The sequence below is a fragment of the Metabacillus sp. KJ11-3 genome (assembly GCF_055808295.1).
The window spans coordinates 315,015-328,601 of the sequence record NZ_JBVVRS010000004.1 but is presented as its reverse complement, the minus strand read 5'-3'; the positions used below and the strand labels follow the sequence as shown (position 1 = coordinate 328,601).

General features: G+C 32.2%; 9 protein-coding genes, 2 pseudogenes and 1 other annotated feature. Of the genes and pseudogenes, 10 read left to right on the top strand and 1 reads right to left on the bottom strand.

Annotated elements, in window-relative coordinates:
- The first annotated feature begins 35 nt into the window (after positions 1-35).
- The 10 genes and pseudogenes from rfbC (at position 36) to AC0L8O_RS28505 (ending at position 10,041) form a co-directional block, all read left to right on the top strand.
- A pseudogene (rfbC, locus tag AC0L8O_RS28550) lies at positions 36-580 on the top strand (dTDP-4-dehydrorhamnose 3,5-epimerase).
- Between the two features lie 16 nt (positions 581-596).
- Complete coding sequence (gene rfbB, locus AC0L8O_RS28545) at positions 597-1,598, top strand: dTDP-glucose 4,6-dehydratase (RefSeq protein WP_251686285.1); 1,002 nt, start codon at positions 597-599, stop codon at positions 1,596-1,598.
- A 6-nt stretch (positions 1,599-1,604) separates the two neighbouring features.
- On the top strand, positions 1,605-2,462 hold the full coding sequence (rfbD, locus tag AC0L8O_RS28540) for a dTDP-4-dehydrorhamnose reductase (protein WP_251686270.1): 858 nt from the start codon (positions 1,605-1,607) through the stop codon (positions 2,460-2,462).
- Positions 2,463-2,514: 52 nt separating this feature from the next.
- Positions 2,515-3,504 carry a GDP-mannose 4,6-dehydratase gene (locus tag AC0L8O_RS28535; RefSeq protein ID WP_251686269.1) on the top strand — a complete coding sequence of 330 codons (990 nt, stop codon included), beginning with the start codon at positions 2,515-2,517 and terminating at the stop codon, positions 3,502-3,504.
- 13 nt (positions 3,505-3,517) lie between these two features.
- A complete protein-coding gene (locus tag AC0L8O_RS28530; RefSeq protein ID WP_473449989.1) occupies positions 3,518-4,099 on the top strand; it encodes a sugar phosphate nucleotidyltransferase in 582 nt (193 codons plus the stop codon).
- Between the two features lie 233 nt (positions 4,100-4,332).
- Positions 4,333-5,226: a sugar nucleotidyltransferase gene (locus tag AC0L8O_RS28525; protein WP_251686267.1), complete on the top strand. Its 894-nt coding sequence runs from the start codon at positions 4,333-4,335 to the stop codon at positions 5,224-5,226.
- A gap of 31 nt (positions 5,227-5,257) precedes the next feature.
- A complete protein-coding gene (locus AC0L8O_RS28520) occupies positions 5,258-6,385 on the top strand; it encodes a DegT/DnrJ/EryC1/StrS family aminotransferase (protein ID WP_251686266.1) in 1,128 nt (375 codons plus the stop codon).
- Positions 6,386-6,438: 53 nt separating this feature from the next.
- Entirely contained in the window at positions 6,439-6,711 is a 273-nt protein-coding gene (locus AC0L8O_RS28515; RefSeq protein WP_473449987.1) for a class I SAM-dependent methyltransferase, read from the top strand.
- Between the two features lie 622 nt (positions 6,712-7,333).
- Positions 7,334-8,506, top strand: coding sequence for a glycosyltransferase (locus tag AC0L8O_RS28510; RefSeq protein ID WP_251685468.1), 1,173 nt, complete (start codon positions 7,334-7,336; stop codon positions 8,504-8,506).
- Between the two features lie 268 nt (positions 8,507-8,774).
- Positions 8,775-10,041: pseudogene (locus tag AC0L8O_RS28505) on the top strand (IS3 family transposase).
- Positions 10,042-10,168: 127 nt separating this feature from the next.
- Here the strand turns inward: AC0L8O_RS28505 and ileS are convergent.
- A complete protein-coding gene (gene ileS / locus AC0L8O_RS28500) occupies positions 10,169-13,261 on the bottom strand; it encodes an isoleucine--tRNA ligase (protein ID WP_372496341.1) in 3,093 nt (1,030 codons plus the stop codon).
- A gap of 49 nt (positions 13,262-13,310) precedes the next feature.
- Positions 13,311-13,561 (bottom strand) — a binding site (T-box leader).
- Positions 13,562-13,587: the final 26 nt, after the last annotated feature.

Genomic DNA, 13,587 nt, shown 5'->3' with positions numbered 1-13,587 from the left:
ACATACTTAGAGTAATTAGGGAGCTCAATACAGTGATAAATTTAATTAAAACAAGTTTAGATGGAGTTGTTTTATTAGAAACACATATCAATTATGATTCACGAGGCTTTTTTACAGAGACATATAATAAATCTCTTTTTTTAAGAAGGAGCTTAATTTTAATTTTATTCAAGATAATCAATCTAAAACATTAGAAGCTGGTGTGATAAGAGGATTACATTATCAAGATGGTCCTAATGCACAAACAAAGTTACTACGTGTATTAACAGGTGCTATATTTGACGTAGTGGTTGATTTAAGAAAGAATTCTTCAACATTTGGAAAGTGGATTAGTGTTATTATTTCTGAATATAATAATAGACAAATTCTAATACCTAAAGGATTTGCTCATGGTTTTTGTACAATTGTTCCAAATACTATTGTTATTTATAAAGTTGATGAACATTATTCAAAAAGTCATAGCAAAGGAATTATTTGGAACGACAAAACTTTGAATATTAATTGGCCGGTTACTAATCCGATATTATCTGAACAAGATCTAAAACTACCAAATTTTAAAGATATAAATTCTAAATTTTGAATAGGGGAGAAAAGTCCTGAACATTCTTATTACTGGAGGCGCAGGTTTTATAGGGAGTAACTTTGTATATTTTTTACTTAAGAAATATCGGAAAATTCAGATTATAAATTTAGACTCAATTACTTATGCAGGTAGCGTCAAAAATTTAACTAGATTTAAGGAGTATCCAAATCATACTTTCGTACACGGAGATATACGGGATAATGAATTGTTAGAAAATTTATTTAGTAATTTCAAAGTTGATACTATAGTTAATTTCGCTGCAGAGACTCATGTTGATAGAAGTATTAGTAACCCCAATATCTTTATTCAAACTAATATATTGGGAACATTATCACTGTTAAACGTTGCTCTGAAACATAAAGTAAAAAAATTTATTCAAATTTCTACTGATGAGGTATATGGAAGTTTAGAAAATAGAGGCTATTTTACAGAGGAATCTCCTTTGGCACCAAATAGTCCTTATGCTGCAAGTAAAGCTTCAGGTGATTTGCTAGTAAAGTCTTATTTTGAAACGTATGGTTTGAATATTAATATTACAAGATGTACTAATAATTATGGTGAATATCAGTACCCAGAAAAGCTAATTCCTTTAATAATTACAAATGCAATAGATAACAAGTTGATTCCTATCTATGGAAATGGTGAGAACGTAAGGGATTGGCTGCATGTTATAGATCACTGTAAAGCTATTGACTTAGTCTTAAATAACGGAATCCCTGGTGAGGTATATAACATTGGAGGAAACAATGAATATAAAAATATTGATGTTGCTAAAGAAGTATTAAAAATTTTAGGTAAACCCCTTAATTTAATTCGTTATGTGGAAGATCGGCCTGGACACGACTTTAGGTATGCAATAAATCCTGGTAAAATAAACCAGTTGGGTTGGAACGCTGAACAATCTTTTATTAAAGGGCTGGAATATACTGTGACTTGGTATTTGGAAAATCAAGAATGGTGGAATGAGATGAAGAAGTCCACTAACGAAAAATTTAAAAGAGAACAAATAGGATAGATGATTATGTTAGTAAATAAAATTCTAATTACTGGTGGTGCAGGACAACTAGGTACTGAATTAACTATTTTTCTTGAACAACAAGGATATCATGTCTATAGTTTCGATAAAAAGAATCTTGATGTAACTAATTATGAACAAGTAAAAGAAATATTTTATAATGTCAGACCTAATATTATCTTTCACTCCGCTGCTTATACTCAAGTTGATAATGCTGAGGTAAATAACAAGAAAGCCAATTTTATTAATATATACGGTACAAGAAACATAGCTTTGGCTGCTGAACAAATAGACGCAAAACTTATTTATTTTAGTACTGATTATGTTTTTAAAGGAGACTCTAAAACTCCTTATAATGAGTGGGATACTCCGGACCCTATAAATGTTTATGGTAAGAGCAAACTTGAAGGTGAAAGATTATTGAAAATTTTACATTCAAGATATTTTATTGTTAGAACGTCATGGCTGTATGGAAATGGGGGAAATAATTTTATTAAAAAAATTTTAAACAAGGCTAAATTAAATGGTGAAATACTTAAAGTAGTAGATGATCAAGTTGGAAGTCCTACTTATACATTTGATATCGTATCAAAATTATTACAAATAATTAATACTGAAAATTATGGAGTCTATCATATTTCTAATACCGGTGAATGTTCTTGGTACGAATTTGCTAAAGCTATATTAGAAGAAGTTGGGATAGAGAAGGATATTATACCAGTACCAAGTTGTAAATATAAAACTTTAGCAACAAGACCTTCATATTCAGCTCTAGACAACATGGTATTAAGGTTGAATGGTATTTCAGATTTACGCCATTGGAGACAAGCACTTAAAGATTATATAAGAACATATCATATTTAGTATCTCCTGATTATTTTAATTATAAAAAGAAGCTTAAGGAGTTGAGGGGAAAATGGAATTGAATGGAATAAAAATAGCTGTTACTGGTGCTGGAGGGTTTATTGGAAGTCATTTAGTTGAAGCTTTAGTTAAATATGGAGCTGAAGTTACTGCTTTTATTCACTATAATTCACATAATGATATAGGTTGGATTAAGGAGTTGCCAGAAGAATATTTAGATTTAGTAAATATAGAATTCGGTGATTTAACAAGTATTGAATCCGTTAATAGATTAATTAAAGGGAAAAAAATAGTCTTTCATTTAGGAGCATTAATATCAATCCCTTATTCTTATATTAATACTAGAAGTTACTTCAAAACAAATGTGGAAGGTACGTTGAATGTGCTCAATGCTTGTATGGAAAATAATGTTGAAAGAGTCATTCATACTTCAACAAGTGAAGTATATGGTACACCTCAATCCGTTCCAATAGATGAGTCATTTCCGTTACAAGCACAGTCTCCTTATGCAGCAAGTAAAATATCGGCAGATAAATTGGTAGAAAGTTACTTTTTAACACATGGTTTACCAGTTACAACTGTACGTCCTTTTAACACCTATGGTCCTAGACAATCCGCCAGAGCAGTAATTCCTACAATTATTACACAATTTTTAACTCAAAACGAGGTTAAGTTAGGCGCACTATACCCCACAAGAGATTTTAATTATGTTAGTGACACAGTAAATGGTTTTATTGCAGCTGCTATAAATAATAGATTAATAGGGGATACAGTTAACTTAGGTACAGGACAAGAATATTCAATTAAAGAATTAGTAGATTTAGTTAACGATATTTTAGGTGGTAAAAATAAAGTAATTCTAGATAAAGAAAGAGTGAGACCAGAAAAAAGTGAAGTAAATCGACTATTGGCAAATAGTAATAAAATGCAACACCTGACTAATTGGTCTCCAAAAGTTCAGTTTAAAGAAGGATTAATTAAAACAATTGAATGGACCAAAAGTAATATAGAAGTGTACAGACCTAACGAATATAACATTTAATGGGGGGATTTATATGAGAGCAATTATACTTGCAGGTGGAAAAGGAACACGCTTAAAACCCTATACATCAGTACTTCCAAAGCCATTAATGCCCATTGACCATATGCCAATTCTCGAAATTGTATTAAGACAATTAAAGTACTATGGTATTAATCATGTCACTTTAAGTGTAGGATATCTTGCAGAATTAATTCAAAGCTATTTTAGAGATGGGGAAAATTTAGGAATTAAAATAGATTATTCACGAGAAAACGAACCACTAGGAACAGCAGGGCCGTTAAATCTAATAAATAATTTAGGGGAAAACCCTTTGTTGGTAATGAATGGTGATGTTTTAACAAATATAGACTATAGAGATCTTGTATCTTTCCATATAACTAATAATGCAGAAATGACAGTAGCTACTGTGGAAAGAAATGTTCCAATTAATTTAGGAGTTTTAGAAATAAATACAGATAGAATAATAACTAAATGGGAAGAAAAGCCAAAAATTAAATATAATGCTAGCATGGGGATTTATGTAATAAATCCCAAGATTATCAGTAAGTTTATAAATAGAAAAAAATGGATGTGCCAGATCTTATTGAAACCTTAATAAATAGATCATATGGTATATATTCCTACGAATTTACTGGTAGATGGCTTGATATCGGAAGACAAGATGATTACGAAATGGCAATTGAAGAATTCTCTAACAATACAAATCTATATTTACCTAAACATGAGGAATCTATAGACAGTCAAAAAAATATCAGAATATTGTAAATTTATCGAGTGCAGGTTAATCATAAAAACCATTTATTAAGTTAAAATAAAGGAAGTGATATCTTGAAAGGTGTTATTCTAGCAGGCGGTTCAGGAACTAGGCTAAGTCCTATGACATCAATTATTGGGAAGCATCTACTTTATGTTTATGACAAACCAATGGTTTACTACCCGTTAGCTACTTTAATGTCCGTAGGAATAAAAGAAATATTAATAATAGCTAAGGAAAGAGATCTACCTTTTTTGAAAAAATTACTAGGCGACGGTTCAGACTTAGGTATAAATATACAGTTTGCTATTGAAAAGGAATCCAACGGTATAGCGTATTCACTTATTATGGCTGAATCATATATTGGAAATGAATCGGTATGTTTAATTTTAGGTGATAATATCTTTTGTGGACATAATGAATTAAAGAACGCGATATATACCCAAAATAGAAAAAAAGGAGCATATATTTGGGGATATGAAGTTAAAGATCCACAAAGATTTGGAATTGTTGCATTTAATGAGAGTAAAAAAGTCCTTGATATCCAAGAAAAGCCAAAGTATCCTAAATCCAATTATGCTATAACAGGTTTTTATGTTTTCGATAACAAAGTTATTGATTATGCGAAGAAAATTAGAAAATCATTTAGAAATGAATATGAGATAACGGATGTCTTACAAGAATATCTTCAGATTAATAATCTAAAGGCGAATATTTTAGATAATACTTATAAATGGTTTGATGTAGGCACACCAGCAAGTTTGTTGGAGGCTTCAAATTATATTTATAAAGTTTTTAATGAATTTGGTTATAGTTTGGGATGTATTGAAGAAGTGGCTTATGAAATGGGCTATATTACCATCGAACAATTAGAAAATCTAATTACAAAGTTACCTTCTTGTTCATATAAAACATATTTGGAAACAATTTTAAGAAGTGATCATCGGTCCTTATCTATTTTTTTATAGAAAAGTTTACTAATTTGAAAGGTAGATGCCAATGTGGAAAATACCACTATCACAAGTTGAACTTAAAAAAGATGAGTTAAATATTCTTAATCAGACAATAGAATCTGGATGGCTTAGTATGGGAAACATTACAATTGAGTTTGAAGAAAATTGGAAAAAATACTTGAAAGTAAAGGAAGCTATTGCAGTATCAAGTGGTACCTCAGCTCTACATCTAGCATGTTTAGCAGCAGGCTTTGGACCGGGAGACGAAGTACTTCTTCCTTCTCTTACTTTTGTCGCCACAAGTAATGCAGTTATTTACACCGGTGCAAAACCTATTTTTGTAGATGTTGTTTCAAAAGATGACCTCACTATTTCTCCAGAGGATCTATTGGATAAAATCACATCAAAAACAAAGGGAATTATTTTAATGCACTATGGAGGTTATCCATGCCATATAAACTCAATTAAAGAAATAGCACGGAAACACAATCTTATAATAATAGAAGATGCAGCACATGCTCCTGGTGCAGAGCTAGATAATAGAAAATTAGGTACATTTGGGGATATCGGTTGTTTTAGTTTCTTTCCAAATAAAAATTTAACAACGGGAGAGGGCGGATTAATAGTTACTGATAATGAAATATATGCAAATAAAATTAAAAATCTAAGATCTCATGGAATGACTACATTAACTTGGGACAGATACAAGGGTCACGCAAAATCATATGATGTGATAGATTTAGGATATAATTATAGATTTGATGAAATACGTGCTTCGATAGGAATTAAACAATTGGAGAAATTAGATAATTTTAATTTGAGCAGACGAAATTTGGTTTTAAGATACATTGATTTATTACAAGAACAAAAAGGAATAAAAATTCCATTTTTGTCATCAAGAGGGAAAAGTTCATATCATCTTTTTGTAATTAGAGCGTTGGACAAAAAAATAAAGAATGAACTTGAAAATAATTTAAGAAGGGAAGGTATTCAAACGAGTTTTCATTACCCTCCTATTCATCTTTTCACTTACTACAAAGAAAATTATCCACCAACTCATTTGCCAATTACAGAATCATTGAGTAAAGAACTAATTACATTACCATTATATCCAGGGATGAAATTACAAGATCAAGATTTCATAATTAAAACTATAAGGGAGTCCCAAATATAATAATAACAAGTTTTTTATCACGAAAGACCATAATAATTAATGGAGAAATTAAAATGACAATAAACTGGTATGAAGGGTTCTTCGACAAACTTTATATTGAATGGCAGAATAGCTCTGAAGTTAATTATCAAAAAAAGTGTTTTTTGGATGCTCAAAATATTTATAATCTATTAAATATTTCTCAAGAAGAAAAAATACTTGATTTATGTTGTGGGTGCGGTTTTCACTCATCTCAGTTTGCGGATTTAGGAAATTCAGTTGTAGGAATTGATTTATCAAAGGAAATGATAAGTACTGCAAAAAAAATTTTAATAATAAAAAAATAAAATTTATTAGTCAAGACATTAGGACAGAAATTAATAATTACAAGTTTGATATTGCTTTTTGTTTAAATACATCGATCGGTTATTTTGAAGATAATATTGATTTAATAAAGGTTTTTGATAATGTTTATCGTTGCCTTAATACTAAGGGGAAATTTGTTGTTGATTTATTTAACCCCTTTAAATTTTGTAAGGAATTTATTCAGCATTTAAGTTTTAATATAGATAATTTTAGAATAGAACAATATTCTAACCTTGATTTAATAAAGCAAGAAGTAACTAATACTTGGGAGATAATAAATATAAAAGAAAATAAAAAAGTTGATAAAAGAAACATGGCGATTAAGTTTTTTACTCCGAAAGATATATTTAATATAGGGGAGAAAGGAGGATTTATAGTTCAAGGAGTATTTGGAGGTTTTAGAGGGGAAGAATTCAACATGGAAAGTGATAGATTGTTAGTAGTTTTTCAAAAGAACAACGATAACTTGGCAAATATAAAAATATAAAACCACACTTGATTCGGTTCTGCTACATTTTAAATTCATAGAAATTAAGAGAATAATAACGGAGCTCATTAATATTAATTCCCCAATAAAGACAATTAAATAAGAGGTGGGTTAGAGTGAGAATTTTACATTTATCTACTAATTATATGCCAGTAAATAACTGTATCGAACATGGTGGGACCGAGCGCATTGTATTTAACTTGGCAAGATTCCAAGTTGAAGATAAAAACAATACTGTCTATGTATTCGGTAAAGAGGAAACTTTTATTAAGGGGGCGATATGTAAGGGTATTTATCCTGAAAATATTCAGGATATAAGAAATGTTGATTGGGAAGAATATGAAATGATTATGAATAATTCTAACCAGTATATTATCAATTTCATTGAGGAAAATGAAATTGATATAATACATGATCATTTTGGGGTATTTACTACATCTTATGAAGCTAAAAAGTTGTTATTAAAAGACAAGAAAATCAAAATTTTGGTGTCAATTTATGGTTTACCTGATAATCCATATTATAAAGAAATATACGCAAATTTTATTAATTTGAGGACTAATTTTAAGAACCAAATACGATGTTTCTGTGTAAGTAGTGATCATTTCAATTTATTTTCACAAACACATGAAATAGATGGATATATTTATAACGGTATAGATACAAGTTCTTTTTTATTTGGAGAGAAAAAAGAAGATTTCTTTTTATCACTAGCCTCACTTGTCCCTGGAAAGGGCCATGATAGATGTCTTGATTGGGCTAAAGAGAACAATAAGAAATTATTGATCGTAGGAAAAACAGATCCTAAATTAACAGACCCCTTATTTTTCAATAAAATAGTGAGTAATACATATAATGGGAATCATTTATTATGTGATAATGATTTTAGTTCTTATCAAAATATAATAAATGAATTTGAAAATAACAGAATAATTTATTTAGAAAGTATTAATGATAAATTGAAAAAATTGTTACTTGCAAAGGCTTCAGCATTATTTATGTTAGTTAGATGGAGAGAACCTTTTGCTATAACTATTTTAGAAGCATTAGCCAGTGGGACACCTGTGATTGGTTCGGATGTTGGCTCAATAAGAGAAGGTATAGATAAAGAAACAGGAGTAATTATAAAAAGTGATAATGAGATTAGCAACGCGGTCTCATTTATCAGAACTGTTAAGCCACAAAAATGTTATTCAAGGGTTTTGGCGAAATTCGATTATAAAAAAATGTCAAAGAAATATATAGAAGAGTATGTAAAACTATATAATAATAAAAAGATTTATAATTAAAATTAAATTATTAACAAGAGATTTTCGATTCCCCATAAAAAGATGCTAAGAAGTGAAGGATAAGTATAAATAGTGCAAATAGATCAATAATTATTTTTAATCCTAAGAGAAGATGGAATACGTTCTGAAAAAACCCTTAGTCGCTCAACTATTGAACTATACCCCGAATAATGGACACTTATAAAAAGTCCCTTATTCGGGGTTTTCTATGTCTATATGCTAGAAACCCGTTTATAATTAATTTAGAGATGTGAACGGAGGAAGTCCATTGAGTAAGATTATTTTTAACGAACACCAGATTAAACTATTAGAGGCAAACCCACATGTTAAACAAGTGTCGGAACGATCCATCAGTTATCATCCTGACTTCAAGGTGAAGGCGGTCAAAGAGAATCAGGCGGGAAAGTCTCCTATCCAAATCTTTATAGAACATGGATCTGACGTGAAAATGATTGGAACTGAAAAGCCTAATGGCTGCTTAAAACGCTGGAGAAAAATCTTTCACCGGTTTGGGGAAGAAGGATTTTATACAGAGCGACGCGGAAAAGGAAGCACAGGAAGACCAAGCTTAAAAGAATACACCCAAGAGGAACGCTTAATGAAAGCAGAAGCCCGTAATTAAATACTTAGAGGCAGAACTTGAATTCCTAAAAAGTTAGACGAGCTCGAAAGGCAGGCATCGAAGAAGAGAAAGTAATAGCGAGTGAGAAATATCAATTAATTGAACAAACCATACGTACCTATCAGCTAAGGAATATGGTCAGTTTCCTCTGTGAACAGGCAGGAGTCAGTCGGAGTGGCTATTATGCTTGGCTAAAGGCGGAAGAAATCCGTTTTCAGTGGCAGGCGCTTTGACGATTAAGATGATTTTGGAGAACGATTATCTGGTCACGATGAACCACAAGAAAGTTCGCCGTCTTATGAGAAAATTTGAATTGAAAACAGCGATCCGGCGCGCCAAACCTTATAGAAAATTAGCGCAAGCCACTCAGGAGCACAAGACCGTTCCCAACCGCCTGAATCGACAATTCAACCAGGAAGATCCCGGTAAGGTACTCCTCACAGACATTACGTATGTATACTATGGTACTGGTCAGCCTGCTTATTTGTCTTGCGTGAAGGACGCGGCAACACGAGAAATCATCGCTTACTGTTTATCGAAAACTCTTAAAATGGAGCTTGTCTATAAGAACCTGGAAAAACTCTCTGATGTACTAGATGGGAATATACACCCCGAAGCGCTAATTCATTCGGACCAAGGGTTTCATTACACCCATCCAGAGTTTCAAAAACGTGTAAAGGAATTAGGACTAACCCAATCGATGTCCCGAAAAGGCAACTGCTAGGATAATGCTCCTATGGAGTCCTTCTTTGGGCATTTTAAAGATGAAGTGGACTATAGAGTATGCCAAACATTTGAGGAACTGCACCAAATCATTGAAGAATATATAGAGGACTACAATTCAAAACGCTATCAATGGAGCCTAAATAAAATGACTCCGGAACAATACCGGAGCCATTTATTAGCTGCTTAAAACAATAGGTCTTTTTTTAGACTGTCCATTTTATAGGGCACAGTTCATATTTGAATGACCAAGGGTTTATTTTTTTATATATTTTTTTAAAATGAATATTTATCTGCAGTCTTTTCTCTAATTCACATTAGACCTGTATGTGTAAACCAATTGCTTCGTTTTCAACTTCTACATATTTCATTTTTTCTTTTTGTTCAAATATCAACTTGTTTACCAAAAGGTTACTATATAAAAGTTCACTATAATCTTCAATTATATTTCTTCTCTTTTCATTCGCATCAATAGTTAGAGTTACACGCTGTTCTACTGAAAGATTAAGTTCTTTTCTGTACTGTTGAACAGCACGGATAATTTCGCGAATTTGACCCTCATTTCGTAGTTCATTTGTTATTTCTGTATTTAAAAAAACTGTAAAGTGTTGATTTGAAGCCATTTCAATGCCACTTTGCGTTATTTGATTAACAATTAAATCATTTTTTTCTATGAAGATTTTTTCCCCAGATGGAATCTCAGACTCGAAATAACCTTGATCAACTACTTTCTTGGTTTCTTGAGGAGTCAAGGATTGTAAAGCTTTTTGAACAACACCGACTAGTTTCCCGAGCTTAGGTCCTGCAGAAGGGAAGTTTAATTTAAGAACATATTCAACAGCTGTACCTATTGATTCTTGAAACTTTACATTCTTCACATTAATTTCATCTTGGATAATATAATTATATTTAACTAATGTTTCAATTTCCTTTTTATTTCCTACTACTGTTACTTCAGATAATGGCTGCTTTATTTTAATGTTTGTTGTGTTTCGGATATGGCGTGCAAGTTCTACAATTTGTAATATTTGGCTCATTTCCAATTCAAGTTTGATGTTTAAATCTTCTATGTCGGGTTTAGGAAAATCAGTAAGATGAACGCTCTCACCTGTTAGGTTATAGTAAATATCATCAGCAATAAATGGCGTGAATGGAGCTAAAAGCTGGCTTGTTCTAATAAGTACTTTATATAGAGTATGATAAGCAGAGAGTTTATCTTCATTCATTCCTTCGCTCCAAAAACGCTCTCGAGAGCGACGAATATACCAATTACTTATCTCTTCAACGAAATTTGATATTTCACGTGCTCCTGCAGTAAAGTCATATTCATCTAGATTTTTTGTTACATTTTCTGTGACAGTGCAGAGCCTCGAGAGTATCCATTTGTCAAGAAGAGATAGCTTTCCTGTTTGATCCTTTGAAGGATCAAAATTGTCCACCTTTGCATATAAAGTATAAAAGGAATGTACATTGTTTATAGTATCGATAAGCTTTGATTTAGCCTGACTAACAATATTTTCAGAAAAGCGTTTACTATTCCAAGGCGCACTATCAGCAAGCAATGCCCAACGTAATGAATCGGCTCCGTATTTTTCGACTAGTTTAATTGGATCAAGAACATTCCCCTTACTTTTAGACATTTTCTGTCCCTTATCATCTAAAATGTGCCCAAGTGAAAGTACTCTCTTGTATGGCGCTTTTCCTGTGAAAAGTGAGGAAACTGTTAGTAAACTATAAAACCATCCACGTGTTTGATCTACTCCTTCTGCGATTACATCTGCTGGGAATTGTTTCTCAAATACCTCTTGATTTTCAAATGGATAATGGTATTGTGCAAAAGGCATAGAACCGCTATCAAACCAAACATCAATTACTTCTTTTGTCCGTACCATATCCCCAGAACAAGAAGGACATTCAAGAATTACCCCATCTACATATGGTTTGTGGAGTTCAATTTCTTCAGAAACTATGCTTTTAGCCCGTTCCTTAAGATCTTCGATACTTTGAGGAGCATATTGATTTTCACAACTATTACAAACCCATACATTTAGAGGTGTCCCCCAGTAACGGTTCCTTCCAATATTCCAATCGACCATACTTTCAAGAAATTTTCCGAAGCGACCATCTTTCATATGGTTTGGATACCATTGAACAGATTGATTATTTTTTATGATCGTTTCTTTAATTTCTGTGGTCTTAATGAACCATCCTTCCATAGCATAATAAATCAAAGGCGAATCACATCGCCAACAGTATGGATAACTGTGCTCATATTTTGCTTTGGAAAATAAAAGATTTTGGTCTGCAAGCATTTTAATAATTTTAACATCACAATCTTTCGCGAACTCTCCTTTTAGTGGAGTAATTTCATCTGTATAGCATCCGGCTTGGTCAACTACTGTTACAAAATCTAAACCGTTATCTTTAATTGCATTATAATCATCTTCGCCATGTGCAGGGGCAAGGTGTACAATGCCTGTTCCTGTATCAGGTGTTACAAAATCTGCTGAAATAACCTCATAACCTCTATTTAGACTTAAAAAATTAAAAGGAGGTTGATAGGTGAGACCAACAAATTCAGAACCTTTGTGCTCGCTAATTATTTCAAAACCATCATTTAAAACGCTTTCAACGAGATTTTTAGCAACTACTAAAATTTCTTTTCCCTGTCTAACTTTTACGTAGTCGAGTTTAGCATTTACAGCTAAAGCTACATTCGATGGAAGTGTCCAAGGGGTAGTTGTCCAACCTAGAAAATATTCTCTTTCTTTTCCTATTACTTTGAATTTAGCTGTCACAGATAAGTCTTTTACATCCTTATAACCCTGTGCTACTTCGTGTGAACTAAGGGATGTTTGACAACTAGGACAATATGGAGCAACACGATGACCTTGAACAAGTAATCCTTTTTTGTGAATATTCGCCAATATATACCAGACGGTCTCTATATACTCATTTTTAAGTGTAATATAGGGGGAATCCATATCCACCCAGTAGCCAATTGCTTCAGTAAATAAACGCCATTGTTTTTCATAATCAAATACACTTTTTTTACATTCCTCAATAAATTTTTCCACACCAAATTTTTCTATTTCCTGCTTTCCAGAAATACCTATCTTTCTTTCTACACCAAGTTCAACAGGTAGTCCATGAGTATCCCATCCAGCTTTCCTTAGTACTTGATAACCACGCATAGTTTTGTAACGTGCAATGAAGTCTTTAATAACACGACCTAGAACATGTCCTGCGTGTGGGAGTCCATTTGCAGTTGGAGGTCCCTCATAAAAAACAAACCTTTCCTTTCCTTCACGGTTTGTTACAGAAAGTTTGAATATATCTTGCTCGTTCCAAACTTTTTTTACACGATTTTCACGTTGCAAGGCTTGTTCGTTAACATCTACTCTTTCCAACTTTTATCACTCCTTAAATTTTTTAGAAAATAAAAAACTCGCCCCTAAAAATAGGGACGAGTTGAACCCGTGTTACCACCCTGATTCCAGAAAAACACTACTGTATGCGGAGTTTCTGGCGCTCATACACGCACTGTCATACGTGTTTCCTTAATAACGGTGGAATGCCGAGAAAGCTTATTTTAGTTCAGCTTTCTTTCTCAAAGAGGATTTTCAACGTGGTCTGATCATTGGCTCACAGCATTACCAACTCTCTGGAGATCATAATTCACGTTTACTCGTTCTTGTCAATGAATTTCCAAATATTAATCATACAATACAATATT